The sequence below is a fragment of the Aliiroseovarius crassostreae genome (genome assembly GCF_001307765.1).
GTDB classification, from domain to species: domain Bacteria; phylum Pseudomonadota; class Alphaproteobacteria; order Rhodobacterales; family Rhodobacteraceae; genus Aliiroseovarius; species Aliiroseovarius crassostreae.
In genome coordinates this window covers 63,736-90,369 of the sequence record NZ_LKBA01000001.1, presented here as the reverse complement: position 1 = coordinate 90,369, position 26,634 = coordinate 63,736, and the positions used below count along the sequence as shown (strand labels likewise).

27 protein-coding genes and 2 pseudogenes are annotated in these 26,634 nt (G+C 57.6%); 11 read left to right on the top strand and 18 right to left on the bottom strand.

What is annotated here, in order from left to right; translation table 11 throughout:
* Positions 1-39: 39 nt before the first annotated feature.
* The 5 genes from AKJ29_RS00560 to AKJ29_RS00540 form a co-directional block, all read right to left on the bottom strand.
* Positions 40-843: a metallophosphoesterase gene (locus AKJ29_RS00560; RefSeq protein WP_055187245.1), complete on the bottom strand. Its 804-nt coding sequence runs from the start codon at positions 841-843 to the stop codon at positions 40-42.
* Between the two features lie 5 nt (positions 844-848).
* The gene (locus tag AKJ29_RS00555) at positions 849-1,076 is read right to left on the bottom strand and encodes a hypothetical protein (protein ID WP_055187244.1); all 228 of its coding nucleotides are present in this window, start codon (positions 1,074-1,076) and stop codon (positions 849-851) included.
* A gap of 1 nt (position 1,077) precedes the next feature.
* Complete coding sequence (locus AKJ29_RS00550; protein WP_055187480.1) at positions 1,078-1,644, bottom strand: hypothetical protein; 567 nt, start codon at positions 1,642-1,644, stop codon at positions 1,078-1,080.
* A 366-nt stretch (positions 1,645-2,010) separates the two neighbouring features.
* On the bottom strand, positions 2,011-2,304 hold the full coding sequence (locus AKJ29_RS00545) for a hypothetical protein (RefSeq protein WP_055187243.1): 294 nt from the start codon (positions 2,302-2,304) through the stop codon (positions 2,011-2,013).
* A gap of 4 nt (positions 2,305-2,308) precedes the next feature.
* Positions 2,309-3,154, bottom strand: a complete 846-nt coding sequence (locus AKJ29_RS00540; RefSeq protein WP_055187242.1) for a hypothetical protein — start codon at positions 3,152-3,154, stop codon at positions 2,309-2,311.
* Between the two features lie 75 nt (positions 3,155-3,229).
* Here AKJ29_RS00540 and AKJ29_RS00535 point away from each other — a divergent pair, with 75 nt between their 5' ends.
* The 7 genes from AKJ29_RS00535 to AKJ29_RS00500 all read left to right on the top strand — a co-directional run bounded on the left by AKJ29_RS00535 (position 3,230) and on the right by AKJ29_RS00500 (position 10,154).
* On the top strand, positions 3,230-3,448 hold the full coding sequence (locus AKJ29_RS00535; protein WP_055187241.1) for a helix-turn-helix domain-containing protein: 219 nt from the start codon (positions 3,230-3,232) through the stop codon (positions 3,446-3,448).
* A gap of 204 nt (positions 3,449-3,652) precedes the next feature.
* The gene (locus tag AKJ29_RS00530) at positions 3,653-3,883 is read left to right on the top strand and encodes a helix-turn-helix domain-containing protein (RefSeq protein ID WP_161805354.1); all 231 of its coding nucleotides are present in this window, start codon (positions 3,653-3,655) and stop codon (positions 3,881-3,883) included.
* A gap of 186 nt (positions 3,884-4,069) precedes the next feature.
* Positions 4,070-4,765: a hypothetical protein gene (locus tag AKJ29_RS00525; RefSeq protein WP_055187239.1), complete on the top strand. Its 696-nt coding sequence runs from the start codon at positions 4,070-4,072 to the stop codon at positions 4,763-4,765.
* A 293-nt stretch (positions 4,766-5,058) separates the two neighbouring features.
* Positions 5,059-6,936, top strand: coding sequence for a transposase family protein (locus tag AKJ29_RS19570; RefSeq protein WP_161805353.1), 1,878 nt, complete (start codon positions 5,059-5,061; stop codon positions 6,934-6,936).
* Entirely contained in the window at positions 6,929-7,945 is a 1,017-nt protein-coding gene (locus tag AKJ29_RS00515; protein WP_055187237.1) for a TniB family NTP-binding protein, read from the top strand. The genes AKJ29_RS19570 and AKJ29_RS00515 overlap by 8 nt, the downstream gene beginning before the upstream one ends.
* Positions 7,942-9,768 (top strand): TniQ family protein, encoded by a 1,827-nt coding sequence (locus tag AKJ29_RS00505; protein ID WP_074963749.1) that lies wholly within the window; start codon positions 7,942-7,944, stop codon positions 9,766-9,768. Before AKJ29_RS00515 ends, AKJ29_RS00505 begins: the two co-directional genes overlap by 4 nt.
* Before the next feature lie 23 nt (positions 9,769-9,791).
* Positions 9,792-10,154 carry a hypothetical protein gene (locus AKJ29_RS00500; RefSeq protein WP_055187234.1) on the top strand — a complete coding sequence of 121 codons (363 nt, stop codon included), beginning with the start codon at positions 9,792-9,794 and terminating at the stop codon, positions 10,152-10,154.
* A 402-nt stretch (positions 10,155-10,556) separates the two neighbouring features.
* Here AKJ29_RS00500 and AKJ29_RS00495 read toward each other — a convergent pair.
* Positions 10,557-11,769 (bottom strand): annotated as a pseudogene (locus tag AKJ29_RS00495) (IS5 family transposase).
* Between the two features lie 278 nt (positions 11,770-12,047).
* On the opposite strand from AKJ29_RS00495, the pseudogene AKJ29_RS19095 reads away from it, so the two are divergent.
* Positions 12,048-12,806 (top strand): annotated as a pseudogene (locus AKJ29_RS19095) (IS5 family transposase).
* Positions 12,807-12,857: 51 nt separating this feature from the next.
* Here AKJ29_RS19095 and AKJ29_RS00480 read toward each other — a convergent pair.
* Genes AKJ29_RS00480 through AKJ29_RS00450 form a run of 7 tightly spaced genes read right to left on the bottom strand, consistent with a single transcriptional unit; the run spans position 12,858 to position 21,501 of the window.
* Entirely contained in the window at positions 12,858-13,766 is a 909-nt protein-coding gene (locus AKJ29_RS00480) for an FAD:protein FMN transferase (RefSeq protein WP_082392479.1), read from the bottom strand.
* A 4-nt stretch (positions 13,767-13,770) separates the two neighbouring features.
* Positions 13,771-14,337 (bottom strand): nitrous oxide reductase accessory protein NosL, encoded by a 567-nt coding sequence (locus AKJ29_RS00475; RefSeq protein WP_055187232.1) that lies wholly within the window; start codon positions 14,335-14,337, stop codon positions 13,771-13,773.
* Positions 14,334-15,158 carry an ABC transporter permease gene (locus AKJ29_RS00470; protein ID WP_055187231.1) on the bottom strand — a complete coding sequence of 275 codons (825 nt, stop codon included), beginning with the start codon at positions 15,156-15,158 and terminating at the stop codon, positions 14,334-14,336. Before AKJ29_RS00470 ends, AKJ29_RS00475 begins: the two co-directional genes overlap by 4 nt.
* Positions 15,155-16,051, bottom strand: a complete 897-nt coding sequence (locus AKJ29_RS00465) for an ABC transporter ATP-binding protein (protein WP_055187230.1) — start codon at positions 16,049-16,051, stop codon at positions 15,155-15,157. The genes AKJ29_RS00470 and AKJ29_RS00465 overlap by 4 nt, the downstream gene beginning before the upstream one ends.
* Entirely contained in the window at positions 16,017-17,348 is a 1,332-nt protein-coding gene (locus AKJ29_RS00460; RefSeq protein ID WP_055187229.1) for a nitrous oxide reductase family maturation protein NosD, read from the bottom strand. The genes AKJ29_RS00465 and AKJ29_RS00460 overlap by 35 nt, the downstream gene beginning before the upstream one ends.
* Positions 17,349-17,350: 2 nt before the next feature.
* The gene (gene nosZ, locus AKJ29_RS00455) at positions 17,351-19,288 is read right to left on the bottom strand and encodes a TAT-dependent nitrous-oxide reductase (RefSeq protein WP_055187478.1); all 1,938 of its coding nucleotides are present in this window, start codon (positions 19,286-19,288) and stop codon (positions 17,351-17,353) included.
* A 2-nt stretch (positions 19,289-19,290) separates the two neighbouring features.
* Entirely contained in the window at positions 19,291-21,501 is a 2,211-nt protein-coding gene (locus tag AKJ29_RS00450) for a NosR/NirI family protein (RefSeq protein ID WP_055187228.1), read from the bottom strand.
* A gap of 318 nt (positions 21,502-21,819) precedes the next feature.
* Here AKJ29_RS00450 and AKJ29_RS19090 point away from each other — a divergent pair, with 318 nt between their 5' ends.
* Positions 21,820-22,023, top strand: coding sequence for a hypothetical protein (locus tag AKJ29_RS19090; protein ID WP_139231424.1), 204 nt, complete (start codon positions 21,820-21,822; stop codon positions 22,021-22,023).
* Between the two features lie 341 nt (positions 22,024-22,364).
* On the opposite strand, the gene AKJ29_RS00445 is transcribed toward AKJ29_RS19090, so the two are convergent.
* Positions 22,365-22,703: a hypothetical protein gene (locus AKJ29_RS00445; RefSeq protein ID WP_074963743.1), complete on the bottom strand. Its 339-nt coding sequence runs from the start codon at positions 22,701-22,703 to the stop codon at positions 22,365-22,367.
* 696 nt (positions 22,704-23,399) lie between these two features.
* Here AKJ29_RS00445 and AKJ29_RS18505 point away from each other — a divergent pair.
* Positions 23,400-23,570, top strand: a complete 171-nt coding sequence (locus tag AKJ29_RS18505; RefSeq protein WP_082392464.1) for a copper chaperone PCu(A)C domain-containing protein — start codon at positions 23,400-23,402, stop codon at positions 23,568-23,570.
* 47 nt (positions 23,571-23,617) lie between these two features.
* Here the strand turns inward: AKJ29_RS18505 and menA are convergent, their stop codons facing one another.
* From menA to AKJ29_RS19565, 4 genes are read right to left on the bottom strand one after another with little or no spacing between them, the layout of a single operon-like run.
* On the bottom strand, positions 23,618-24,535 hold the full coding sequence (menA, locus tag AKJ29_RS00440; protein ID WP_055187227.1) for a 1,4-dihydroxy-2-naphthoate octaprenyltransferase: 918 nt from the start codon (positions 24,533-24,535) through the stop codon (positions 23,618-23,620).
* Positions 24,532-25,257, bottom strand: coding sequence for a ubiquinone/menaquinone biosynthesis methyltransferase (locus AKJ29_RS00435; protein ID WP_161805351.1), 726 nt, complete (start codon positions 25,255-25,257; stop codon positions 24,532-24,534). The genes menA and AKJ29_RS00435 overlap by 4 nt, the downstream gene beginning before the upstream one ends.
* 45 nt (positions 25,258-25,302) lie before the next feature.
* Positions 25,303-25,566 (bottom strand): hypothetical protein, encoded by a 264-nt coding sequence (locus AKJ29_RS00430; RefSeq protein ID WP_055187225.1) that lies wholly within the window; start codon positions 25,564-25,566, stop codon positions 25,303-25,305.
* Positions 25,567-25,568: 2 nt separating this feature from the next.
* Positions 25,569-25,727: a hypothetical protein gene (locus AKJ29_RS19565; RefSeq protein ID WP_161805350.1), complete on the bottom strand. Its 159-nt coding sequence runs from the start codon at positions 25,725-25,727 to the stop codon at positions 25,569-25,571.
* A 218-nt stretch (positions 25,728-25,945) separates the two neighbouring features.
* On the opposite strand from AKJ29_RS19565, the gene AKJ29_RS00420 reads away from it, so the two are divergent.
* Positions 25,946-26,632, top strand: coding sequence for a Crp/Fnr family transcriptional regulator (locus tag AKJ29_RS00420; protein WP_055187223.1), 687 nt, complete (start codon positions 25,946-25,948; stop codon positions 26,630-26,632).
* Positions 26,633-26,634 lie beyond the last annotated feature (2 nt).

The window sequence follows — 26,634 nt, the reverse complement described above, 5'->3', positions numbered from 1 at the left end:
GCTTCCAACAGTTTCCACACTGTTGCGTCCTTAGGCGTATCAGACCTCCAGCACACAGGCCGGGTCGAACTCAGTCCCTTCCCCCGGATACCCCCGCTGGTTCGTGACAAAGCGGATCGGGCCAAGGTCTCCCTCGCCGGTCCAGGCCTCCCCCTCATGGCTATGGCCCCAAACCCACGTGTGGATGTCGAAGCCTCGGATTTCATCCCAGAGATCGCTGGCAAAGGCGTTGTTCAGCGCGCGGTTTATGTTGCTGCCGACAGTTCGCCACGGGGCGATCAACTCACGGACGGGCATATGATGGGTCATGACGACCGTTTTGCCATCATGGGGCTTGCTCAGCTCAGCAAGTATGGCCTTCTTGTCTTTTGCGTGCTGCCTTCGCATGTGATCGAGCGTAAACTTGGCCTTCGGCGCAGTTCGGATCGCGCGATAATCCATCATCTGGCTGGAGACCATGATTTCGGCAAGATAGTCGAACTCGGGATAAAGTTGCAGATCGGTCCACAGCGGCGCGCCAATAATGCGCACCCCTGCGATCTCGGTGGCCGCGCCGTGCAGCACGCGAATATCGAGTCCATTGGCGCGCAGCTCGGTAAGTTGGCGTTCCTCATCGGTCAGAAGCTCCGACCAGATCGAGCCGTAGGGTTCGTGGTTGCCCCAGATCACCACGACTGGGCAGCCATACTTGCGCGCCGCCCGTGCTGGGATATCCAGATGGCGACCCATGGTATGCGTGTCGCCCGCAATCAGCACCCCGTCCACTGGCGCGGACAGGTCGGGCAGGTCGAAGCCGTCCCAGAATTCATCATGCAGGTCGCTCCAGACCAGAAATCGAGCCATAGCGTTTACTTTCTCATGATCTCGGGGAAGCGACTGGCGTCGATCCATTGCTTCCCGTCTTTGGGTGCGCCCCATGGGTTGCCAAAAGCTTTGCCCATCGGGGCATCATCCAGCGTCAGGTCTCGCGCGTTCACGGCGCGGCGGGCGCGTTTGTGCTCGGCTTTCTTGAAGACCTTGTCGCTCGCGGCGGTGGTCATCCCGCAGATCGGGGTTTTCCGGTAGGAGCGGGACATCTCAGAATTCCTTCGCCTTGTGCTCGACATCCGTCCAGTGCCTGTTCACGGGCAGGGTTTTGGCGCGTCGGGCAATATCCTCAAACCGAACCGGCATGAAATCCCAGACATCGACGCCCACGTTGACGCTGTTGCGCGACCCTTTCCAATTGTTGTGGACGTGACCGAAGATTTGAAGCGCACCGCGTCGGGCACGGTTCCACGTAATCATGGGATAGTGGCACAGGGTATGCGCCTGGTCGTCCGGGCCATCCTTGACCTCCGCTAGGTGCGAAATGCTGTCCCAAGGCAAGGCCAGTGTCGGTTCCAGATCATGATTTCCAACGACCAGATGTTTGCGCGCGCCCGGTAGCTGCCCGAAAAGGGTTTCCAGGTAGCTGGCCTCTTTGGCCTTCGGCCCGAAGGCAAAGTCACCGATGATCCAGAGATCATCCTCGGGGCGGACCTTGGTCCACAGGTTCTCGATCAGCACAGTGTCCATGTGACCGGCATTGCGAAAGGGCCGTCCGCACAGCGCGATGACGTTCTCATGCCCGAAATGGGTGTCTGCCGTATACCAGTTGGTCATGTCCTTGCCTCCGTCATACCAGATGGCTGCGGCGGCGTCAGAGGCGTTGCAGTGATGGGGAACATCTGTCGGCGAACAGCTCAAAGCCGCCCGCCATTCTGCGGGCGCTAAATCAGGGTGATATGTGCGCGTACTTTGATCATGTGGGCCTCGTAGCCGATTTAGGTCGCTTTTACCAGCTGTCGATCGTGCGCTAATCAAAGAGTCCTTGCGACTTGTTTGAATCCTGCCCCCTCGCGCCCCCCGCACTGCGCGCCTCACGCCGTCTGTAAGTTTGCAGGCGCGCTCGCTGAGGCTTGTCGACTCCGTGCGGCCAAATTGGTGCTTGACCGCGTCTAGATAAGTGCGCTCGTTCAATAAAATCATTCATTCCTTTCGATGCCAAAGCTGGTCAGACAGGTCGACCTTGCGGCCCATCGCTAGAAAGGCGGCTCCGATCACGACGAAAGGCACCGCCCACCAATTAATCCCCTTGCCGTCGACGACGGCGAGGAACAGCCCAACCAAAACAAGGCCCATACTCAAGCCATAGAACTTCAGGCGGCTCATCCATGCGGGGGTGAGGTCTTTGACAGCGCCACATTGCCCGCAGACGGTCGCGCGGGCGTCCAGCTCGGAGTAGCAGAACGGGCAGGTCTGCGTTTCCGCTGTGCCGGTCATGGTGTCACAGGTCCATATCGGCGGGCGCGCCCGGCGCGTCGCTGGTCAAGGCTTCGAGTATCTGACGATCCACCTCGGCCACATGCTGGCGGATCAGGTCGAAATCGGTCAGCGAAAAGCTGACCGTCGAGAGCTGCGCGCCGCCGCTAACCCCCACCGTGAAAAGTGCCGTGCAACCGGGCATGATCGGCGTTTCGCGGTGCTGGCGGAAACGGTACTCGGCTTCGGCACTAAAGCCAGTCGAACAAGGCCGGTACTGGATCGTCTTGCGCGACCCGAATTGGCTGACGGCGGTGATCTCATGCAGCGGCTGGCCGTCGAGATCGGGGATGAAACCCTCTTCGCCCCAAGCCCATGTTGCGCTGCTCCCGTCGCGCTTTGAGGGCGGACCATAACGCTCTTCCAATCGCGCGATTAGCGCTGCTGGCTCTGGCAGGTTCTCGTTCGGCTCGCGGATCGTGCGCCGGATTTGCAGCACCCGCCCGCCCATGGCCTCGGTCGCCAGCGTGGCGTTGATCTCGGCATAGGGATCGCGGCCCATGCGGGTGTGCAACCCCACCCCTTGCGTCACCAGCTTCTGGTCGAAGGTCAGCGCGAAGGCGCGCCCTTCGCCATTTTCGACCCGCAGCGCGACCTGCTCAGGCATGAGGATCAGCATCATCCGCTCCCCGAACATGCTGCTCGCCTCCATCGCCTCCGCTCCCGGCTGAATGTCGAGGATCGCATAGGGGTAAGGGCGCGGCTCCGGCGTCAGCGTTTCGGTCAGGCTGTCTTGGGCCTGGGCGGCAACAGCGATGCAAGAAATCAGCGAAACCATAAACAACTGGTGGGCAAATCGTACCAAAGTCATCGAAATCTCCTCTGTCATCCAAAGTGATACGATTAGTCCGTGGACGATTAAACACCTTTTTTGCGCTACAGCGGTATGGAGCGCACGTTTACAGTCGAGGATTTCGGGAAGCGCTTGCGCGAACTGCGCAAGGCACAGGGCTATTCGCAGGAAGGATTTGCGCTGACCGTGGAGCTTGACCGAACCTACATCGGTGGCATCGAACGTGGAGAGCGCAATCCTGGCCTCAAGACGATCCTTCGGATTGCGGAGGCATTGAACGTGCCTCCTTCAGACTTATTCAATCAAGAGTGATTTCTCGGTCAGCCTAGGGAATTTATCCTGCGCTCCAGGTAGAAAATGTCTACTATCATTGTCTGTTTTATTTTGCCGCTCACAAAAAAACAGACAGCGACACCTGATAAACAAAACCTTTTATTTTCAACGAATTGAATTGTTGATTTCCGACTCGCTAGATGCGATTCGATAGGTGATTCGTTGTTGAGGTGCTTTATGTCGATGACCGACGACTACCATAATCGAATGAAGGCTGCGCTGCGGGAACGCGGCTCATCTTTCTCAAAGATTGCACGTGAACTGGGCGTCGGGCGTTCTGCCGTTACGCACGCCGCAAAGAGACGGCACGTCTCAAAGCGAATTGAAACTGCAATCGCGGCTCATCTCGGCAAAGACATCGACGAAATCTGGGGCGAGGCCGGAGTGCCACTTCAGGAAGGTAGGCAATCATGACCTAGAAAAATCAGCAGATACCCAGAAAAGGCAAAGGCCCGGAAGGTGGAAACTTCCGAGCCCTTTGTGAAGATCAATGACCCTCTTAATCTAGGCCATTGGTCGTCTTTTCCCGAGCGAATGTCAAGAAAAAACGCGTGCAGGCAACTGCCCGCGACCCGTTTCACATATCTAAGGAAAACACCGATGAGTGTCATTCAAGGCGCGGAGAACACCTCCGGCGTCACCCTTCCCTTCATGTCGCGAGCCACGCGTAACGTCGCAATGCGGTCTAGGTTCAGCTGTCGCGGTTGGACAACGGTAGCCAGAACGCATGACGGTCACCGCTTCCGGGTCCAGTTCGAGAGCCTGCTCGAACTCTTGACGATCCACATGGCGGCAACCCGCCCGAATTTCGCCGATCTGATCGAACAACCGTTCGAAGTTTCGTTCATCGACGCATCGGGCAAGAAAGGCCACCACCATATCGACCTCTTGGTCGTTCTGACGGACGGACGCAGGCTGGCAGTCGCTGTGAAACCTGCGGCTAAAGTTACGAACGAACTTCGCGAAGAGCTTGGGGCCATAAAGCGGCATCTGCCTCGCGAACTAGCCGATGACCTGATCCTCGTCACTGACCAGAACTTCACCCGCGCGCAAGCGCTAAATGCGCTTCGATATTTCGAGTTCTCGAAACATGCTGACCCGGTGGCAGATCAGGCCCTCACAGCCGCGCTGGAGAAGCGCAAGGGGATAGTGAGCATGGGCGACCTTGCCACTCTGGCGGGGCTTGCCGGGCGCGGTTATCGCGCGGCATTTCGAGCCGCATTTCAAGGGAAAATTCAGGTCTTGAGCGAAGGCCTGATCGGCGAGCACAGCCTCGTGAAAGCGAGGGCGGCATGACAATTTTCCCGCTTCCAAAAACTCGTCCCATTGTGCGGGCGCTTCGTCCTGGGTCCACGGTGACAATCGGCTCAACCTCATATGCGGCGGAAGCATCCGACCACAGCGGAACCACGCTACGCAGGCTCGACGAACCCACGGTGGTTGAATATTTCACATGGGAGGACATTGCTTTGCTCCGCGCAAACGGGCGGTGGCGATACACGCCGCCACCTGCACACAACAACACACCGGCTGCAACCAGCATCGACCTCACTCTCTTGGCGCCCTCCGAGCGGAGTCGGATTGCCTTCATGGGGCGCATCCTGACTGCGATCCATGATCTTGAATGCCAAGGCAGGGTCACATTGACGGATGCGGGACTGGCCAAGGCTCTGGGCGAAATTGTTCCAAAACTTACAAAAGGAATTGCAAATCAGCAGTTCCCCGGTCGTCATCCAAGGTTCGGCGATCATGTCGTCTGTCCGCAGCCCCCCTCCACAAGATCCATCAGGCGGCACTATCGAAAATTCGTTCGATCTGGATTGGACCTTCGTGTTCTCGCGCGAAAACGGCAGTTTGAATGCTGCACGCGCTATTTCGATCCAGAAGTCGAGGAGCTCATTCAGGAGGGCATCCGCGAGTTCGGCAAGCAGGGCGGAAGCGACGCTCGCACCGTCGCGACCAACACCAGAGGTATGATCAAGAAGACCAACGCTGCGCGAGAGGCAAACGGGCTTCCGGCGCTGACTATTCCCAGCCTTCGAACCATCGAGCGCCGCATTGCCAAGCTCGATCCCTTTGAAATGACAGCGCTGCGCGAGGGTATTGATGCCGCCCGGAAAAAATTCGCATCAAGTGGGCTTGGCATTCAGGAAATGACACAGTTTCCCGGAGAACGCATAGAGATCGACGAATGGGAGGTCGATCTTCGGACGTACTTTTCGCGGATTGGTCTTTTGCGAAAGCTACCGCGCGAGTTGCGCGATCAGGTTCCGCAGGGCCGACGCTGGCTGTATGCGATCATCGACTGCGCAACCCGCTGTATTCTAGCGCTCCTGGTGGTTGATCGGCCAAGCGCAGAAGCGGCCATGCGGGCATTGCGGATGGCGTCGGTCGACAAAACCGACTATGCACGCGCCATTGGTGCGCAGTCCTTATGGTCCTTTTGCGCAGGCTTCTCAATAGTTTGCGCAGACACAGGCGCTGCGTTTGTCTCGACTGACTTTAGTTGCGCCGTGAATAGCCTACACGGAACGCTGCTGCATCCGCCAGTCAAGATTCCGGAGATGAGAGCGCACAACGAACGCTTTTTCGGGAATTTGAGCCAAAACCTGATGCCCCACCTAAGCGGGCGCACTTTTCACAATCCGGTCGCGCGCGGCGACTATCCGACCGAGGAACGCACAGCTCTGGACGATGAAGATCTGACCCGAGTTCTTTCGCTCTATGTCATTGACTATTATCACAACCGCCCTCACCGCAGCCTCAATGGCCAAACGCCTGCCAGCCGCTGGCGCGAGCTGGAAGAGCAATTTGCAGTAAGTGAACCAGCCGACATTCACACCCTTCGCGCAGCCCTGGGTGTGGAATTCTCTCGCATCCCCTCGAAAAAGGGGATCGAACTGTTTTCGCACCACTATTCCTGCGAAGCATTGCGTCATCTTTGGGCTAAAGGCCGCAAAGCAGCACTTCGTGTCAAAGCCGACCCAGCGGACATCGGGGCAATCTCAATCGAGATCGATGGGAAATGGGAGACAGCGGAGGCTGTTTCCGCCAAGCCGCTGTATGGAGTTTCGCTGAGCGAATGGACCGAAAAGTTCCGGGCGATCAAACAACGCCATGCTCATGAGGCGGAACTGTCGGAGCCGATCCGAACGCGAGCGGTCGAAGAAATCTTCGCCATCGACAAGGCCGCGCGCATCCGGGCAGGCGTTCTTCCTGGGGAGCCATCTCACAAGCAAATCCAAGCCATTCAGGCCAATCTGTTCAACGGCACCAGCTTCAGAACCGGTCCCGCGATACTTGAAACACCCGCTGATGATTTCTTCGGGCAACGGATCACCCTGCCAGAGGAACATTTCGAGCTGCCTCAGGACACAACGCCAATACCAGCCCCCACGGGGACAGAAAAGGAACAATTCAGCCCCGATGAAACCGGCGGAAATGACTGGGGATTCGACGATGAATGATCAAACCTTCACAAAGGCATCAGGTGGTCTGGATGATATCGACAGAACACTTGCCAGCCTCCGGACCCGGTTTTTCACCCACCGGAACTATCACGAGCTGCAAAGCGCGTTCACCCGGCTCATCAAGCGTCGACGGGCAGATCTGGAACTTGGTGGTCAAAAAGAAGCGCACGGTATCGCCGTGATCGGCGATTCCGGCTCGGGCAAAACCACGGCGGTCCGGCGGCTATTCACCACCTATCCTGATCTCCAGACACAGGAACCCGGCGTCGAAATGGCTGAAGCGGTCAGCATGAGCATCCCCTCCCCGGCAAGCGTCAAGTTTGTCGGCCTTGCCTGCCTGAACGTGCTTGGATACCCGCTCCGCCGCGACCGAACATCGGCGATCATTTGGGATCTGGTTCACAGCAACCTGCGCCTGCGACAGACTTTAGTGCTTCATTTTGACGAGGCGCAGGATCTCTGCATCAACCAGAACGCGCGCGAGATGCAGGCGATGATCAACACATTGAAAGCGTTAATGAACCACCCGGTCTGGCCCGTCAGCGTTATCCTGAGCGGGATGCCGCAACTGACGGCGCTCATAAATGAAGACCCGCAACTGGCCCGGCGCTTCTCGCCGGTCCAGTTTGAAAAGCTCGATGCGGCCCAAGACACCCAACCCGTGTTGAAAATGGTCGCGAGCTACGCCCAAGCGGCCCAACTCGCGATGAACACTAATGTGCAGGAAAAGTCATTCGGCAGGCGGTTGATCCATGCTGCTGCCGGAGAGTTCGGGCTGACGGTCGAACTGCTTCTCGACGCCATAGAAATTGCGATGCGAGAAGGGGCATCCGAACTGAACGCTTCCTGTTTCGCGCACGCCTTTGCGCGCCGCTCCGGCTGCGCGGCGGATTTCAATCCATTTCTTCGGGAAGACTACACGGGCATCAACGCTCGTCTGCTCTTGGCTGGCCGAACGCCGGAGGAAAATGTCGCTGAACTCGGGGCGAAACGGAGGCGCAAATGACCACCCTGCATCTGACACTGCCCGCCTTTTCGGGTGAACCAGCCATCGGTCTAGCCTCCCGTATCGCCATGAAACACGGCATCACCCACGTCGCGGATTGCGTGAGTGATCTCGGCGTGAGCTGGCCACATTTCCAAAATGGTCGGCAGTCTGCCATAGAAGAGTTTGCCGATATCGTTGGCGCAGATTCTGGGCTGCTCGCGCGGGAAAGTTTCCAGCCACGACCAGAAGGACGTTTCAGTTTTCGCGGCCACCTCCTGGACCGCCCCATGGCCCACCGTCGCGCGGTACGCCTGTGTCCGCGATGCGTTGTGGGTGACGATGGTCGAGGTGGGCGACTGGAACGGCACAGCAGAGCGCACTGGCAGCTCTCCCAGTTTCGAACCTGTCCGGTTCATGGATCGCCGATCATCACGCTGCCGCACGCCAAGTCGCAGCGCTACGCGATGGACTTTGCCCAAATCGTTGACAACAAATTTGAATTCGTCCGGCAGGAGGCTGACAATGATACTTTTCGAACAAGCCAATTCGAGGCCTGGCTGCTGACCCGCCTCGAAGGGCAGAAGCCAGGCCATTGGTTCGACCGCCTTGAGATAAGTGTCGTTGCCCAGTTCTGTGAAAAGGCGGGGGTAGCGCTTTGCTTCGGAGCACAGGCTTCCCCGGGGCAGTTGAAGGCAGACCAGCTTGCGGCAGCGACAGGGGAAGCCTTTGAGCGTCTGATCTCTTCCGTGGATGGGTTCCAACCGCTCCTCTGCGAAATATGGAAAAATTGCCCGTCTTCGCGGGGCGGCTATTATTCCGGCTTCGGTAACCTCTGGCGTTGGCTCGTCACAGTACAATCTGATCAGCGCTATGAACCGCTTGTGTCGGAGGTTGCAGAGTTTGTCTTTGACCATCAACCGATCCCTGCCGGTACATTTCTGCTGGGGCAAGAGTGCAAGGAGCGCAGATATCATTCGGTGAACAGCGCCGCGGCAACGTTCGGTTTGAACACGTCTCGAACCGTTCGATTGCTCAAGAAGATGACGGAGAAGGGCAGGATTTTGTCGGTGGACGAGGTGGAGCCACTGCTCTCGAAGATTGCGTCTCATCTACCACGGGTGAAGGCGGCCAAGCGACTTGGCGTGACACCCGATATGTTCGACCGGTTCAAATCTGTTGGTTTGGTACGTCCCGTGTTCAGCACTGAAAATGTCGCAGACCTCTACTCCCAGCACGATATTGACGATCTGAGAAACGCGGTCCTTGGTCAGACGGTTCTGGTCCAAGGGCCACCACCGGGTTGTTCTCGGATCGCGGCAGTGGCCAGCGCCGCCTCAATCAAAGCCGAGGAGATCATCTCGATGATCGTGGAAAAACAGCTCAGTTTCGTGGGGCGGGAACAAGGCGCGCACAGGATCTGCGATCTATACGTGAATCGTGAAGAGCTTCGTGATCTCGTCTACGGACCCGCGGCTTGGCCACCCAAGGGCTGGCTGACCATAGAGCAGTCGCGCGTCGCGCTCCACTTAAACACCGAGACAATCGCCTGGTTCATGCGCCAGGGGCATTTACCAACACGGCCGCACTGGAATCAGCGACAACGGCGGCACAGCAGGTTGATTGCAGAGGCGGATCTTGCCGTATTTTCTGATCGGTATGTTTCCCTCGGCGCTCTTGCCGCCGAGGCGCGTATCCAAGCCAATCATGTCGCCCGTCGGTTGGAACGAAAGGGGATCATTCCGATTGATTTCCCACAAAATCTCAACAAGGTTTTCCTGCGGGAGATGGTGCAGCCAGCTGATCATGTTGGAAGGCCATCGCCACCGCCTCCCGACAAATGAAATCACACAGAGGATGTTTGGTGATGAGTGAAAGATTCTGGAAAGCCTTGGAAAATGGCGCGCAGTTAACTCGGAACTTTATCGATGAGCTTTGGAAGATCTGGCGTTGGTTTGGCATCGGAATACTTGGCTTTCGGGCCTATGACGTCACCGGTTCCATCCAAGCCCTAATTTTTGGCGTCGCTATTACCACAATTGGTTTGGTCGCCCTGGCAAGTTGGATTTTTGGAAAGCTAATCCCCGGTGTGACTCTGAAGGGCCGGGCGTCAAGAGCGTTGGTAAGTGTCATACTTGGAATGGCAATGCTACTCATCTCGATTGTTTTCGCCTTTCAGCTATGGGCCATTGTTGCGCTGTTGGCGTTACCAGTTTTTTCCGCTCAGTAGTCCGAGCACATCAGGTTTAAAGAACAGACTGGCACCGCTTCACCGGCGGTGCCTTTTTTGCTTTCCGCCAACTCAGTCGGTCCGAAAGGACAGAACTATTGTCACCGATGGACAAAACGGTGTCACTGGAGAAGGCCCCTATGTAGGGTTTTCAATGACTTACCAAACTCCCAATGGACAACTTTGCTGTCACCCGACACTTGAAAGAGATCAAGACGTTGGAAGGCCGCCCATCAAGGCGGCCTTCGTCGTTTTTGGCAGGCTCTGCAACAACTCTACAACATTAGCAGGTCGCTGAAATAGTCGCTGAGCCGGAACGCTTTCCCGTCGTCAGGTCCGGTTCGACTGAAGTGTCATGTCTGTCGGCGCGCCCACGGCTCGCTTCTGGGGCCATCTTTCCCTTCATACCGCCAGCAACCTCGGCAGCCGGGCAAGGTTGTTGGCGGCCATGGTCAGGATGAAGCGGGATCGGATGCGTTCGACGCCCCGATACATGGTCTGCGCCATGTCGCCGACGGTTTTGGCCCATCCGAACGGCTCTTCGATCTTCTTTCGGTGCTGCTGGGATAGAGCGTAGCCCTCGTGCCGGGTGGTTCGGCCATCGATTGCTGAAAATCTCGTTTTCTGGGCGACATGGGGCGTGACGCAGGCTTGGCGCAGGTCGGACACGAACCCGGCCGCGTCATATCCCTTGTCGGCACCCAGCGTCAGCTGCCGCGTCGATCCGGGGGAATGTCGATGGATCATGTCCAGTGCCGCCTTGCGCTCGGCATGACCGTCCATTGCCCGGCAGGCGATTGCGCAGCAATCTGCCGAGAGGGGCCTGGGTCAGATCACCCTGCACGACCAGCCCGTTGCGGTTCTCCATCAGAGTATGCCCCATGAAGCACAGCATGGCACCCGTGCCGGGGGATTTCTTGTAAAGGCGCGCATCCGGATCGGTGGTCGAGGCATGCGTCGCGTTCGAGCGCTTCTCGCCCTTGAAGTCGACCTCGGCATTGCGGTGGTGGCGTTTGTTGCGGGGCATCGGGTCTGTCTCGGCTGGGGTCTCGGAAGGCGCGGTCTCAAGGGGGCCAACAGGCGCGGGCGGATCATCGGGTCCTTCATCGTCAGGCGGAGCGGCTTCAGCCTTGGGCTGGAAACTTTTCATCGATGCCCAAGCCTTGATGAGCGTTCCATCGACCGAGAAATGTTCGTCCGACAGCAGCGGCGCGACCTCGCGGTGCGCCAGGATCGCCGCCATTACCTTGCGCGACATTTCCGTGGTCAGAAGCCGGTCGCGGTTCTTGGTGAATACCGTGGGGACCCATACCGGATCGTCGATCCCGAGGCCCACAAACCAGCGAAACATCAGGTTGTAATCCATCTGTTCCATCAACTGCCGTTCGGAGCGGATCGAGAACAGGATCTGGAGCAAGCTCGCCCGGATCAGCCGTTCCGGCGGGATCGAGGGGCGGCCGAAATCCGTGTAAAGCACTTCGAATTCGCCATCGAGGCTGGCAAGCGCGTCATTCACCACCTGCCGGATCTTGCGCAGCGGGTGTCGCGGCGGGATGCGCTCCTCAAGATCGACATAGCTGAACAGCGACCCGCTCGTCTCGTCCGTTCCGCGCATCATACCCCCCCGCCGTAACCATCCCGGATGGTGAATCATGTTCTCAAACCGCTGTCGAGGCAGGACTATTTCAGCAGCCTGTTAAGTATGTCCAGTTTTCTAAGGAATTATTCAAACTTCATCCTCCAAAACCACTCAGCCAGCACAAAAAGCTAGTAGCTTTATCCAATAAGTAGCTTTTTTCTACAAATTTTCAACTAATCCCAGGCGGCGTCTGCATTTAGGGGGTTCCCAAATCGCCGGTTGTTTTTTCAAGATCAAAACCACGGGAGGCGACCTTGAGCAGGCGTATTTTGACAGACCGGCAATGGGCCATCATCGCACCTTTGGTTCCGGGCAAGGAGGGAGATCGGGGCCGGACTGGCACGGACAATCGACTGTTTCTGGATGCCATACGTTGGCTGGCGCGCGGTGCGTCGCCGTGGCGTGATCTACCGCCCGAGTTGGGCAACTGGCGCACGGTGCATTCTCGGTTCAGGAGGTGGACGCTTGCTGGTGTTTGGGAGAGTCTTTTCAAAGCGTTAAGTGCAGACCCCGACTTTGAATATGTGCTGGTAGATGCGACAATCTGCAAGACACATGCCGATGCGACCTCTCAAAAAGGGGGCTTGAAGCTGCCGGTATTGGCCGTTCCAAAGGTGGCCTGACCACGAAAACCCATGCGGCGGTCGACGCCCTCGGACTGCCAATCCGAACCATCATCACCCCCGCTCAATGGGGGGGGCAGCCCGCAAGCGCCTGGGCTGATCGAAGGGATGACAGACGCGCAACACGTCATCATGGATGCCGCCTACGACGCCGACCACCTGCGCGCTTTCATCGCCGATGATCTGGGCGCAACTGCGCATATCAAACGAAATCCAACACGCCGGGAAGAGCGATTCATTGATTGGGTACTCTACAAGGAACGCCATCTCGTTGAGTGTTTCTTTAATAGAATCAAACGCTTACGCCGCATCGCCCTGCGTTGCGAGAAAACCGTCAGCTCATTCAAAGCCTTCGTCGATCTCGCATGCGCAATGACGTGGATCGGCTAAATGCAGACGCCGCCTAATGCAACAGTCCCCAATTTACCGTTCAGATGCGGTCTACACACTGTGGCTTGCTTCAAGTCGCGCGGCTTGGAAATGGGACAGGCAAGCCAATATCTCATCACGTGTCTCAAACAAACATGCAGACGTGGACAGTGCATCGGCGAGGGCCGCTGAATTTGCCGAAACCGTAATTTCCCTCCAGTTCGTGTGGGACGGCAAGCCTGAGCGCGGATCCAGAATATGGCCCAGCTTTGAAGCTTCATCAAACGTTGTGCCCAGAGGGGCAGATGTGGCAAGCGCACGTGTGGCCAAGGACATTTCGCCGCCTGCTGCGAGCTTGATAGGCCATGCTTCGCCGTTCGGTTGCGTTCCAAGTGCGCGGAATTCACCGGTATCGATAAGTATGTTCGTGAGGCCTGCGGCTTCAAGCATCTCGGCCACGCGGTCAGCAATGTAACCCTGTGCGACGCCGTTCAACGTAAGCGCCATCCCCGAGCGCATCGAGATGTTTGATGTATCGAATGTGACATCTTCCCAACCCGTCAACGCCATAGCCTCTTTCAATGTGCTCTCGCTTGGCAATTTGGCCATCGCGGATGCCTCCGCATAGGCGGCCCAAAGTGGCTGAATAGTCGGATCAAACCGCCCTTCGCTGGCGGAGTAAACCGCGCTGGCCAGAGAAAGGCATTCCAAAAGCTCGAATGGTGGGGCCTGCAATGTGGCCGCTTGATTAAGCTGCGACAAAGCGCTGTCTGGCCGATAAAGGCTGAAAATGTCTTCCAGTCGCGAGATTTCAGCAGCGACCCGGGCACTGATGGCCTTGGCGTCAGGATGTGCCAGCCGCAGCGTTGCGCGCGCGCCAAGGGCCGTGCCTTGCCAGATATAGATAGCGTTGGCATGTGAGGCCTTGGGAATGGCGATGGCAGCGGCGCTTATTGCTAGAAAACGGCGTCTGTTGATCATGGTCTCACTCTCCATTACCGCGCGAAAGAGCGCGCAGGCGATCTTCAAAATCGCTATCTGTTTCTTCCCCGTCCAAGACCACCGGGGCCAGCACAGCGCTATCTGGTATATCTGCGAGGCGCATTACAGTGCCGCCATTTTTCGTGGCAAAATCGGTCGCTTTTGCCACGTTGGAGAAGGGGACAACCTCTGGTGCGCCCATGCCACCAACGACACGTGCACCGACAACATAAATAGCCTCTTCGGCGGTGATCCAGTTGTCTGCGCCAGGCGCATTCCACGTTGCACCGGCGGCCCCCATGTCGTTGACCCAGACGGCCAGGATCGCGTGGCTTTGTTCGGGCATCCGCATATAGGCGATGGCATCGCGCACCTGACTGAAGAACAACGGCGCAGCGGGCAGGCCAGCCAGATGGGCCTGCGCTTTGGGGCCATCATGTTCAAGCAGGTTCATCTGGCAGTAGTGCCCGACAGCATCGGCATTGAGCAGCACCGGCGACGTATCCTGCACGACCTCTTCCTTGCAGGCCGCCAGCGCCAGAAGCGCGCATATGAGCAACTGATGCTTCATGGTTCGACCTTGCGGAAAGCCAACGCAGCTAAGGTGAGCGATACGAGCGGCCAGACAGTGACAGAAAGCAGTGATTGCCATTGTGGAATGGCGTTCGCAGCGCCGCCGACGCCCGATGCAGCCTGAGCGGCTTGTGACGCCGTCAGGTTGAACAGGCGGAAAGCATCAGCAGGGTTGGCCAGCAGGGCCAGCGGGAAGATCTTCATGGTGAATGCGCCGCCATCGTCGGCCACAACCGCGGCCAGCAACCCCAAGTCATAGAGCACGACGAGGCCGAGCCAAAGCCCGATCGCCAAGCCTGCCGCACCCGAAACACGGCGCATGCATGAGGATAGCGTGTAGCCTATCCCCAGAAACGTTGCGCCCAAGAGAACGGATGTCCACGTTAGCCGCCAGAGCGCGGTCAGGCCTGATGTGGCCGTAGGGTCAGCGAATATTGTGACGATAGCAGCAGTGCCGTAGCCCGCCACGATTGCAAGGATCATAATGCCCGTATGTGCGACAAGCTTGCCAGCCAGAACTTCCCACCGGGCCACCGGATAGGTGAGCAGCAAGGGTAAAGTGCCGCGCTCGACCTCGCCTGCGACGGCGTCAAACGACATCAGCAAAGCGACCAGAGGCACGAGATAAACCGACAGCGACGTCAGCGAAGCTACGACAATTGACAGGCGGTCAGCGCCGAGCGCGCCTGTCGGGGCTGATCCCGCTGCCGACAACACCAGCGAAAATATCATCATGAGCAGCACGGAGATCAGCACCCAACGGTTGCGCCGCGCGATGTGAATTTCTGTAGTGGCAGTGGCGAGGATGCGCGCGATCATTGACCGTCCCTCCGGCTGAAATGACTGTAGATATTTTCAAGGCTCGGGGGGATCACTTCAACGTCTGCAAGCTTGCCCTCAAGCGCCGAGATGCGGGCCAGCGTGGCCAGCTTTTCGTCTTGCGAGCAGGTGAGGTGCAGCGCATCATTGACGCGGATCGCTTGTGGGAAGGCCGCCATGATGTCAGCATCATAACCGTTAAGCGCGTGAAGCTGCATCGACACAGGCAGCGCGGCTTCGCGGCGCAACTCGGGCAATGTGCCTTCCGCAACCATCTTGCCGCCAGACAGGATCAACAGCTTGTCTGTGCGCGCCTCTACTTCGGTCAAGGCGTGGCTCGACAACAGGATCGCGGCCCCGTCTGCAGCAAGACCGTCGAGCAGTTCATAAAAGTCGCGACGCGATACAGGATCAAGCCCGCTGGTTGGCTCGTCAAGCACCAAAAGGCGAGGTTGCCCGATGAGAGCCTGCGCGAGGCCAACGCGCTGACGCATGCCTTTCGAGTAAGTGCCAATGCGGCGCTTGGCGGCATGGGCGAGGCCGACGCGGTCAAGCAAGCCCATCGCGCCAGACACAGCTTGGTTGCGCAGCCTCATGTAGTAGCTGATCTGCTCAAGTCCTGTGAGGGCAGAGTGAAAGGCCGCATTTTCAGGCAGGTATGCCACATGCTCGCGCGCAGCAACCCCGCCCGGCGCCGTGCCACAGACGGAAACTTCGCCACTATCCGCTGGGATCAGGCCAAGGATGACCTTCATCAGCGTCGACTTGCCCGCGCCGTTGTGACCCAGCAAAGCCACCCGCTCGCCGGGGGCGACACTTAGCGAAACGTCTGTCAGGGCTTTAACACCGCCAAACGCCTTAGTGAGATGAGAGATCGTTAATGTCGAAGTCATCTATTCGTCTTTCATTGCGGTCGGCCGCAGACTGGGCCTCCAATGTGGCGTAGTCTTGCGGGACCGGTATGACAGGGGGGACCATAAGCGGGGCACTGTCAACAACGCCGCCGGGGAGCGTTGCAGGGAAGCTGGATTGCGCCCATCGGATAAGTTGCACCGCAGGCGCACCTGTGAGCAGGGAGGCGGCGGGTTGCGACCAGAGGATCTGATCCATCAGATCATTGGGGCGAAACGGGCTGTCGGCGATGCCGTCACCGCCTAAATCAAACCCCGGGTGATCAGACCAGTAATTGCCACGGCCCTCATAGCTCCATTCGATGTCGCGCGTGCCGACATATTTCACCTGCGTGCGGTTGCCGATAAAAGCGTTACCCATCAGCACATTGCGCTCGGAACCTGCGGTGAAATGAATGCCGATGTTGCAGCCTTCAAAGCGGTTTCCGGTGATGATGTTCTTGTGGGCATTGTAAATAAAGGTGCAGCGATCAGGCCCGCCACGCACAAGGTTGCCTGACACGTCAGCGTTGTTGGCGAAGTTGAGCATGATGCCATGGTTCCGGTCAGACAGGCTGAGATTGTCTTTCAGAATGATCCGGTTGGAGAACATGATCGCATAGCCAAGGTGGTTGCCGATCGAAACATTGCCGGATACTTCGGAATTGTTGGTATACATGTAGTGCACCGCAAAGCGCAGGTCGCGAAACAGGTTGTTGCGGTAGATGCCCTGGCGCGAGGCGTTCGAGAAAATGCCGTCGCGGCCCCAGCGAACCGAGTTGCCCTCGATAATCGCACCCGGCGAGTTCCAGACATAAATGCCATTGCCACGGTCATTCATCCGCGGGTTGCGCGTGCCCTCGATGGTGTTGCCGCGCACCACGGCGTCCAGCCCGCCATGCACATCAACGCCGTGCAAGTTGCCCAAAATGCGGTTGCCTTCAACAAGCGCCCGGTCGGCTTTCTTGAGGATCTTGACGCCAGCGTCCAGATCTTGGCCGCTCAGACCCGAACCAGTGATGGTGAGGCCTTTGACCGTCACATCAGGGGCGTCGATAGTCACAACGGTACCTTGCCCCAAGCCATCAATGATGGCGTCATGTACGCCAGTCAGTGTCAGGGGGCGGTCAATAACGATGGGGCCAGCGTGTCTGCCAGCCTCAAGAATGAGCACATCGCCGGGGGTGGCCCCGGCGATGGCTTGAGCGAGGCTCCCTGACGTTGGCGGCACACGTAACTCTGCCGCCCAAAGGGGCAGAGTTACGGTGAAAGCCAGCAAGTATGCCAGGGCGCGAAGCATGTTTAGGCGTCCTTCGGTTCAACGAACATCCGGCCGCGCATTTCCATGTGCAGCGCGTGGCAGAACCACTGGCAGTAATACCAGAACACGCCTGGTGTTGCCGCCACAAACGTGACCGATGATGTCGCCTGCGGGCCGATCTCCATTGCGACACCGTGATTGCTCATGGTGAAGCCGTGCGTCAGATCGTCGATGTCATCAAGGTTGGTCACATAGACAGTCACTTCGTCACCCTGCTTCACAGTGAAGCTTTCGAGCGCAAAGTTTGGCGCCTGGCTTGACATGTAAACGCGAACTTTGTTGCCATCGCGAATAATCGTGTCCTGCCAGTCATCAAGATCAACGCCATCAGCTTCGGCCTGCGCGCGCGCATCTGCCCACATCGGGTCGTTACGATCCCAGATAGAGTTTGGGTTCACCTTGCTTGGATCAACGATGATACTGTCGTGTGGCTCGGCAAACGTCGGGCCATCGTGGATCAGCGTCAGGTCGTCACCATCAATGGCAAAGAGCTGCTCGTTCTCGGGCTTCAGTGGGCCAACATTAAGGAACCGGTCTTTCGAGAATTTATTCATCGTCAGATAGTATCTGTCGGTTGCCTCAAGCGTTTCCCCCATAACAGTGGAGTTGTGACCCGGCTGGTAGTGCACGTCTTTCTTAACGCGGATCGGATCAACATCTTCGCCGTTGTAAAGCTTGATCGCATCTTCGATGTTCCACTTAACAACCTGGCTATCAAGGAAGAGTGTGGTGTAGCCGTTGCCCTTGCCGTCAAACGCTGTGTGAAGCGGCCCAAGGCCCAATTCAGGCTCAGCAACAACTGCACTGCGCGGATCAGCATCCTCTTCAAACAAAGCATCAAGCTTGCGCACATCGATCACCGAAACAGTCGGCGAGAGCTTGCCCGCAATGCAGAGGTGAATCTTGTCTGGCGCCATGTTACAGCCATGCGGGTTGTTGGGGATCGGAATGTAGCGGGTGTATTTCTTATTTTGCCCTTTACGTCCATCCAGAACCTTCACACCGTTGAGTTCGATAAAGTCACCCGCCGCGATGCCAGCTTCGATCTCTTTGATGTTGAAGACAACAACGTGGTCCATGTCGGATGCTGTCATTTCGCTAAGCGTCATGCCCATTTCCGAGTTATACGACGTCGAGAAGGCGTATTTGCCGTCATAGTCACAGTCGGTATTGTCAAGGTTGCCCGAGACCATCACCTGCCAAGCCACTGTCATTTCATCAGCGTTTACAGCGGTGTAGAAGTTTACATACTTCTCAGGCTCGTCGAGGATCTTGCCGTCGTTGATCATCGGCACTTCGTCTTCACCGTTGCAGAAGACATAGTTGGTGCGTGGCCACTTTTGCGGGCGCAGACCGTGGATCGCCTTGGCATTGGGGATCTCGATGATCTTGTCGCATTTCATCACATCGCAACGCACACGCGCAACGCGGGTGTTGGCCTTGTCGTTCATGAACAGGTAACGGCCGTCATAGGTGCCTTCGGTGAAGGACATATGTGGGTGGTGCAAATCACCGTTCGGCGGGAATTCATGACCGTTGGCAGCCAATTGCGCCTTGGTCTTTTCAGTCAGACCCTCGGTGAGGATCTTCTTGGATTCATTGGTGATCCCCCAGCCAGTTGCCGAGCAAATGTTGAACACCGGAACGCGCATCAGCTCGCGCATCGAGGGCACGCCAAGAATACGCATTTCACCGGCCTGACCCGAGGACCAGAAGCCATAGTACTCGTCAAGCTGGCCTGGGCCAACTTCGGCACCCGCAGCAGCGCGTGCGCTTGTTGTGCTGGCAAGGGTTGCCGCACCGGCTGCAACTGATCCCGCCAGCATCGCGCGGCTTCCGAATGCGCCAGCAAGTGCAGCACCTCCGGTAGCACCTAGCAGGCTTCTCCGAGAAATCGGAAGTTTTTTACCTTCAGACATTTTCATCCCTTTCTAAGGTTTGGTGGTGTTTGTTTTTGGTTTGGGTGCCCGACAAAGCGTGAAAGATCAGGGCCGGAGGCATCCTTTGCACGGCGCTTCAGCTTTTTGATCACAACCGGGCAGGTCGTTTCGGATTGGTAGAGCACCTGACAATGCAGGCAGTTGATGCATTCGTTCGGGTTGATTTCACCTGTCGGGTGAATCGCCTGAACGGGGCATTGGTGGGCGCAAGTTTGGCAAGGGTTGCCGCACTCGTGATAACGCTTGAGCCAGTCAAACATCCGCAACCGGGCCGGAATGGCCAGCGCGGCCCCAAGCGGACACATATAGCGGCAAAAGAAGCGCTCGACGAACAGACCAGCGATCAACAACGCCGCAACATAGGCGATGAACGGCCATGCACGCACAAAGTTGAGGACAATCGCGGTCTTGAACGGCTCGATCTCGGCCAGACGCTCGGCCTGTTCAATGCTGGTTAAAGAGACACCAAAGAGGCCAAGAAATATCATGTATTTCAGCGGCCAGAGACGCTCGTGCAGACCCCAGGGCAGTGTCCATTGTGGGATATGTAGCGCGCGACCGATGCGGTTGGTCAGCTCTTGAAGCGCGCCAAACGGACAGAGCCAGCCACAGTAAGCCCCACGGCCCCAGAACAACAGCGCAGCGGCAACAGAGAACCAAAGGATAAAGGTCAGCGGATCAAGCAAGAAGGCATGCCAGCTAAAGCCCGACACAAACGAGTCGAACAGCGCCATCAGATTGACGACAGAAAGCTGCGCGTTGGCATACCACCCGAGGTAAACCAGCGTCACGGTAAGGAACGCCATGCGGAACCAGAAGAACCTACGTTCGTTCCGGGTCGCAAACGTCTGGAAAAAGAACACGGCTGTCAGAACTGTCAGCATCACACCAAGCACGATGATCTCGGTGGTTTTCCCCTCCCAGATACGTTTCCAAAGCGCTTGCTGTGCGTCCGACTCGGATTGGCTTGCGACTTGCTCGATGGCCGCTGGAACCCCAGCGGAAACCGCAGGCGTAATTGCGCGGATATATTTCGCTGGCAGCTGATAGCCCAAATCAAAGGTGGTGAAAACCTTTTCGATCGCGCCGACATCACGATGAACCAAGAGCTGGATACGGAAGGGCTGTGTTGGATCAAAGCCGCTGTCGGCAGGGATTTTGAACAGGTCAGCCTCGGCAAAGGCCGGCGCCCCCTCGGCAATGATGGTGTTGATGCGTTTGTGCATCCGATCCCGAAATCGCACAGAAACATCATTTTGGATCAAGACGATCCGATCGAAAATACCGCCACGCACATAGCCAGATCCCTTAAAGGAATAAAGCCCGCGACCAACAATGGCCAGGGCCTGGTCACCTTCGTCCAGCCAGTCCTCAAGGTTTTGCGCCACCGCATCCCCCAGCAACGCCTTGGCAATTGCTGGGTGCGAGACAAGGGATACCTGCATCTCGATGAATGTGGTTTCAGGGGCTTGCGCCAGGGCACGTTTGGCAGTGCGCTCGTCGCCCATCGCCGCGAAGGCTGCGTTGACTTGTCCAACGTCAAGCGACAGACGGCGAAGTGTGCCATCGCCTTCCAGTGTCATCCAGTCACTGGCGGCTTCTGCCTCGGGGTTAATCTCGAGCTGCGGCCCGGTGCTTTTTTCTTCGACGGCAAGCCCGCCAAGCCCAAGCTGACGGGCAACTTTGAGGCTGGCGCGAATGATAGAATCGTCGATCACCATGATCGTTACGGTCGCGCCTGAAATAATATCGAGGTCATGCGCTGTGCCGCCAGATTCGGCTTCGGCAACCAAATCAAGTCCGGTGTAGCCCGCGACCAGAGCTTTGATTTTGGAGTCCGGAATACCGATCAGAACAATCGGTTCGGAGTGTTTAACCAGATTAACACCGATAACCTTAGCCGCATCGTCAACCGCAACCATAGTGTGAATGGGCTTGCCCGAATAGCCGGTAGTCGAAACGAAGTCGGAGGTTACAAAGGCCCAGCCTATGCGCTTACCGCCTTTGAGGATCTGAACTGCTGGTATGGTTTCATCAACCGGGCCAAACGCATCGGCCCCGTCTACAAGCTCACTGACGACAACGTCGGGCAGGAGCTTGGAAAGCACAGTCTCTGCTGCTGCAGGAAGCCCGCAAAGGAGAAACGTCGCGGCAAAGACGATGGTTTTCGGGAAGAAACGGAGAAGTCTCATGCGCTGGCACCCCTCAAAAGTGGTCGCCCATCGTCATGTGTTTTGTGGCCATGGCGAAGCTGATCAGCACAGATCAGCTGTGACATGGTCCCCACTACTCTGTGCCCTACAGGGGGGGCACGTGGCATCGGACGTATGTTGTTGATGTGAATGCAAGGTGTGTCGAAATCTGTCAGCGCAACTACCGAAACAAGCGGGATGTAGGTGAAGTTTAACCCGCTTTTGAAATCGAGTGTGGCTGTCATTGCGTGGCTGCATTGGAGGCAGTCGTAGCAATCGTGTAATGGCTCTACAGGCGTGCCTTCGGAGTCAACAAAGATGGTTTTTGAAACACCATCTGCGCAGATTTCCATAGAAAACGATATACCCAATTCGCTCGCGGCGGCCACACCTATTGGGCCATACAAAGTAAGGCTCACAGCTAATAGCCAGCTGAAAAATATGGCGGCAGAACGTTTCATTTGTGCTTTATTAGCACCGAAAAATTTCACAGGACTTGATTTTTCTCAAGTTCTCCAATGACTCGCTATAGACATGCCTCTGCTCATGATGAAAAAAGACCAACTTACTCCCGCCAAAGCTGTTTAACCTGTTACTCTCAGGCTTGGGGCAAGCCAATCTTGCAAAGCGCATCACGTCGATCCTTCTGACCTGAGCCCCAAGTTTCCACCATTTCACGGAGAGAGCTTGGTTTTGGTTTGATGGGGTTACGCGGCCAGTTTGTCCATGTTCATTTTCTCTGCAAATTCCCTCGGCGTCATGTTTCCGAGCGCCGAGTGTGGTCTTTGGGTGGTGTCGTCAACAACGGTCAAGATGCGGAAGCGGCGACCATTGGCCTTCGCGTGCCCAGGGCCCGTTTCCGATCACCCCTGCGGCGCAGCTGAAGCTTCTCCTCGCGATAAATCCGCCGAAACTTCTTGTGGTTCACTTGGCCTGCCTTGTCGTTCGATCATCACCTGAAGCCGCCGATAACCAAACCGGCGACGTTCCTTGGCGACCGCTTTCATGGCATCGCGTAGCTCACCATCATGGGCCCGACAAGACTGGTATCGCCCCGTCGAGCGATCCACATTCAGCGCAGAACATGCCCGACGCTGGCTCACCTGATGGACCTCCACCAGATGCGCCACCACCTTCCGCTCGCCAGTTTCCTGCTCCTTGAGCGTCTGAATGATCTGTTCGTAAGTGAAACCCGTCTTCATTTGTCCGGCCCGAAAGTGTTTCGACTTACTATTGAGACACAATGATGAGGCGAAACGCTCGAAACCTACTGATGTTGCGGGCGTTTCGAAATCAACTTGTGTCTCAAGTCAATCCCGAAACGCTTTAAGTTGGGCGGACTCTACACAAAACTGGAGGAGTTTCAGGGGCTCAGGTCAACAGGGACAACACCCCGCCCCAAACCTACGCGGAACCCTTTGTGGGCATGTGAGGTATATGCCTGCGCCGCTCAATGCACCCGCGCCACGAAGCGCTCAACGGCCAAAAATTGGCCGGGGCGATTCTCGGACTGTTGGGGGGGCGTTGATCGTCGGTGTGGATATCTTGCGCGGTCTGGGCGATCAGGTCGCCGAGCAGGTCACCTGCCTCATCGGAGCTGCGCTTTATGCCGGTGCGGCGATCTGGGCATCGTGCTCCTCGGGGAGACGTTCACTTTGCCGGGCGTGGCCGGACTTTGCCCGGCAATAGCCGGGGTCGCGTTGATCAACGCGCCGAACGCTTCGGACAATGATCGATCTGCAGGCCGGACATTTGTTGCACCCTGACGAAAACGTAAGATGGGCTTCGGCGCGGACCTCGGATGCGGCGAAGCATTCAGACTATGCCGCACCGCATTGTCGGCAAGGGCGGCCGGTATTCACGACAATGGCGTCATGCGTATGCGTTAGGTCGAAGCAATCGACGTGCCCGCCGGCGGGTCGGTCAAGCTTGAACCGGGCAGCTTTCACCTGATGTGTATCGACCTGAACGGTCAACTGGTGGAAGGCGAGATGCTGGAAGCGACCCCGAGCTTCGAAACGGCTGGGGATGTCGTGGGCAAACTGCCGATCAAAGGTCCCGCACCATGATGGCACAGTGACCGGAGCAGTTCTCTGAACACCACACGCGGGCGGGATTATCCGCAAAATACCCGCCCCGCGACAACCGCCAGCAGCACCAGAAGCTGAAACAGGGCGGTGCCGGGAATCAACCGGTTCAAAGCCGAAGACACCGGCGTTTTCATCATCAGAAATGACAAGATCCCGGCCAACACCACCACCGGCACAAGCGCAATCGCGCAGGGGGCAAAGGCAAAGGCACCAAGCACGGTCAACGCCAAGAGCACCACATAAGTCGCACGCGACAGGGCCGGTCCGATCAGAATCGCCAGCGTCCGCCGTCCGGCAAGGTAATCTGTTTCGCGATCCCGATGATTATTGATCAGCAAGATCGCCGCAGCGGGAAGCCCAACCACCGCCCCCAGAAACAGCACGTCCCCCGTGACCGGCTGACCATGCAGATAGGTGGTCCCAGCCACAGCAACAACGCCAAAGAAGGCCACCACCAACAGCTCTCCCAGCGGGGTGCCGGACAAGGGGCGCGGGCCCATCGAGTAGAAAAAGCCCAGCGCAAGCGACATCACACCGATCACCACAATCGGCCAGCCCCCTAATAGCGCGAGGTAAAGCCCCAGCAGCCCCGCGATCCCGAAAGCTCCGGCCGCAGCCCGGCGCACCTGCACGGCCTCCAGCAGACCCATCGACGTCAATCTCGGCGGCCCCAGACGATTGGGCCCATCCACACCGCTTGCCGCATCGGCCGCATCATTCCACAGGTTGGTTCCAATCTGGATCGCCGCGGACGCCCCACCGGCAGCCAGCGCCACATCCGGGCGCCAGGCCCCGGAACCGGCCGCCATCCAGCTACCGGCCAAGACCGGCACCAAAGACAGGCTCAGGGTTTTCACCCGCGCAGCGATGACCCATAACAGCGGGCGCGGCAGGGTCTGAAGCCGCGCGACAACTGGGTCTGCAATGGGGGAAACGCTGCTCATCTCACCTCTGCCACATGCATGCGCGCCACGCCAAACATGAACGAGCGCAATTCGGTAACCGCAAAACCTGCCGCCTGCAACTCGCGGGTGATCGCCCCCCCTTCCGGAAAGCGGCGGATCGATTCAACAAGATAGGAATACGCACCTTTGTCGCGCGCCACCAGACTGCCAAGGGCGGGAATGACGTAACGGGAATGGATGCCATAAAGCGGGGCGAACCATCCTGCCGGTTTGGAAAACTCCAGCAACACCAGACTGCCACCCGGCTGTAACACGCGGGCGCATTCTTCCAGAGCCTGACGGGGATGGGTCATGTTGCGCAACCCGAACGCCAGGGTGATGCCTGCTATGGAATGATCTTCGAATGGCAGGTTCTCGGCTGGCGCATGCAGATATCCCAGCCGGTCCGCAGCCCGCGCACGGGCCTGTTCGAGCATTCCGGAACTGGCATCGGCCACGATCACTTCGCGATCGGGCGAGGCGTTTTTGACCGCGATTGCAATATCCCCGGTGCCCCCCGCCAAATCGACCAAGGGCCCGCTTGTCCCGGCAAGTTTGCGCAGCACCACGCGCACCATCACAGCTTTCCACATCCGATGGGTGCCAAAGCTCATCAGGTCATTCATCAGATCGTATCGCGGGGCGATTCGATCAAAAAGAGAGGTCACCGCATCGCGCCGCCCCTCTTCCGCAACCTCTTGATCTCCGAAGGTTTTACGCAACTCATTCAGGCTTTGAGCCCGCGCTTTCTTGGCGATGCTTATGGGTCAGCCCTCGTCGTCGGAATAGCCTTCGGCCTCGTCAATTTTCTCGCGGAACCAGCGGCCCGTGATCCAAGCCGCAGGGATGCCCAGCACAAGTGAAATCAGGATCGACGGGATTGGTGCAATAACGGTTTCCCAGCCTGCGGATTGACCGATCAGGCTGGCAAAAAAGACATTGGTTGCCACGGCCCCGACCATGAACGGATAGCTGACCAGCGACAGCAGCCAGACCGGCCAGCGACCGTCTCCGTTTCCAGAGCTCTCCATGATCACTCCTTGCGCTTGCGGAAAACCACTTTCTGCACAGCGAAGAGCGACACGATCATGGCCACAGCCGCCACCGCAAGCCAAATGGTTGCCCCGCCCACAGCATGCGAGTGACCATCAATCACCGCTTCACGCAGGGGGGTTTTATCATGGTGCGCCATTGCTGGTCCAGAAAGGGCCAAAAAAACAAGGGGTATTCGCGCGAATTTCATGACTTTCCTCCGTCATACTTTCCCTGCAGTTTACCCAACGACCGAAAAATACGGCTTGATCTTCGTCAAAGCGGAGAAAATAAGCTAAGTTGTAGTGAGCGTCAGGTGAGACGTTTTGACCCAACCCGCCAGGAGGCAAGTTTTTGCTCAGCCAAGCCGAACTCAAAATGACCAAGCGATCCGTGCTGTTCGCGAATGTGCCGGACGATATGTTGCAGGGCCTTTTGAAGAAGTGCCACAAGACATCCTGTCCGCGCGGCAACACACTGTTTGTGCAGGGCGACCCGGCCAACTACATGTATGTGGTTCTGAAAGGGTGTGTGAAACTGACCCGGATCACCCCGGGTGGGGACGAAGTTGTCGTGGCGGTTTATCCCGAAGGCAACAGTTTTGGCGAAGCCATCGCGCTGAAAGGTGGAAAATACCCGGTCACGGTCGAGGCGGTTCAGGACAGTGTTCTGTTGCAGGTCGAGACCCGCATCGTATTTGAAACCCTGCGCACCGAACCCGAACTGGCGGTCGCCATGCTCAGCTCGACCTTCAGCCACCTGCACGAACTGGTGATGGAGATTGAGAACCTGAAGGCGCTGACCGGTGCGCAGCGTCTGGCCACCTTCCTGATCTCTCTGGCCCCGGTGGACGAGGGGCCGTGTTCCTTTGTCCTGCCTTACGACAAGATCCTGATTGCCAAGCGGTTGGGCATGAAACCGGAAAGCCTGTCCCGGTCCTTTGCAAACCTGCGTGCCCACGGGGTCGAGGTGCAACGCGAAGCGGTTCGCGTGAACGAGATCATGCAGCTCAAGACCTTCGTATCAGACGACGAAGACATGCCGGTCCGGGGGCGTCGCGCCTGACG

Coding starts and splice junctions, on each gene's coding strand:
- AKJ29_RS00470 (WP_055187231.1), bottom strand. CDS start 15,158: ATGATCGCGCGCATCCTCGCCACTGCCACTACAGAAATTCACATCGCG.
- AKJ29_RS00515 (WP_055187237.1), top strand. CDS start 6,929: ATGAATGATCAAACCTTCACAAAGGCATCAGGTGGTCTGGATGATATC.
- menA (WP_055187227.1), bottom strand. CDS start 24,535: ATGAGCAGCGTTTCCCCCATTGCAGACCCAGTTGTCGCGCGGCTTCAG.
- AKJ29_RS00550 (WP_055187480.1), bottom strand. CDS start 1,644: ATGACCAACTGGTATACGGCAGACACCCATTTCGGGCATGAGAACGTC.
- AKJ29_RS00530 (WP_161805354.1), top strand. CDS start 3,653: ATGACCGACGACTACCATAATCGAATGAAGGCTGCGCTGCGGGAACGC.
- AKJ29_RS00555 (WP_055187244.1), bottom strand. CDS start 1,076: ATGTCCCGCTCCTACCGGAAAACCCCGATCTGCGGGATGACCACCGCC.
- AKJ29_RS00525 (WP_055187239.1), top strand. CDS start 4,070: ATGAGTGTCATTCAAGGCGCGGAGAACACCTCCGGCGTCACCCTTCCC.
- AKJ29_RS00535 (WP_055187241.1), top strand. CDS start 3,230: ATGGAGCGCACGTTTACAGTCGAGGATTTCGGGAAGCGCTTGCGCGAA.
- AKJ29_RS00430 (WP_055187225.1), bottom strand. CDS start 25,566: ATGGAGAGCTCTGGAAACGGAGACGGTCGCTGGCCGGTCTGGCTGCTG.
- AKJ29_RS19565 (WP_161805350.1), bottom strand. CDS start 25,727: ATGGCGCACCATGATAAAACCCCCCTGCGTGAAGCGGTGATTGATGGT.
- AKJ29_RS00420 (WP_055187223.1), top strand. CDS start 25,946: ATGACCAAGCGATCCGTGCTGTTCGCGAATGTGCCGGACGATATGTTG.
- AKJ29_RS00475 (WP_055187232.1), bottom strand. CDS start 14,337: ATGAAGCATCAGTTGCTCATATGCGCGCTTCTGGCGCTGGCGGCCTGC.
- AKJ29_RS00445 (WP_074963743.1), bottom strand. CDS start 22,703: ATGAAGACGGGTTTCACTTACGAACAGATCATTCAGACGCTCAAGGAG.
- AKJ29_RS00540 (WP_055187242.1), bottom strand. CDS start 3,154: ATGACTTTGGTACGATTTGCCCACCAGTTGTTTATGGTTTCGCTGATT.
- AKJ29_RS19570 (WP_161805353.1), top strand. CDS start 5,059: ATGGGGCGCATCCTGACTGCGATCCATGATCTTGAATGCCAAGGCAGG.
- AKJ29_RS00465 (WP_055187230.1), bottom strand. CDS start 16,051: ATGACTTCGACATTAACGATCTCTCATCTCACTAAGGCGTTTGGCGGT.
- AKJ29_RS00500 (WP_055187234.1), top strand. CDS start 9,792: ATGAGTGAAAGATTCTGGAAAGCCTTGGAAAATGGCGCGCAGTTAACT.
- AKJ29_RS00480 (WP_082392479.1), bottom strand. CDS start 13,766: ATGATCAACAGACGCCGTTTTCTAGCAATAAGCGCCGCTGCCATCGCC.
- AKJ29_RS00505 (WP_074963749.1), top strand. CDS start 7,942: ATGACCACCCTGCATCTGACACTGCCCGCCTTTTCGGGTGAACCAGCC.
- AKJ29_RS19090 (WP_139231424.1), top strand. CDS start 21,820: ATGGTTTTTGAAACACCATCTGCGCAGATTTCCATAGAAAACGATATA.
- AKJ29_RS00560 (WP_055187245.1), bottom strand. CDS start 843: ATGGCTCGATTTCTGGTCTGGAGCGACCTGCATGATGAATTCTGGGAC.
- AKJ29_RS00460 (WP_055187229.1), bottom strand. CDS start 17,348: ATGCTTCGCGCCCTGGCATACTTGCTGGCTTTCACCGTAACTCTGCCC.
- nosZ (WP_055187478.1), bottom strand. CDS start 19,288: ATGTCTGAAGGTAAAAAACTTCCGATTTCTCGGAGAAGCCTGCTAGGT.
- AKJ29_RS00545 (WP_055187243.1), bottom strand. CDS start 2,304: ATGACCGGCACAGCGGAAACGCAGACCTGCCCGTTCTGCTACTCCGAG.
- AKJ29_RS00450 (WP_055187228.1), bottom strand. CDS start 21,501: ATGAGACTTCTCCGTTTCTTCCCGAAAACCATCGTCTTTGCCGCGACG.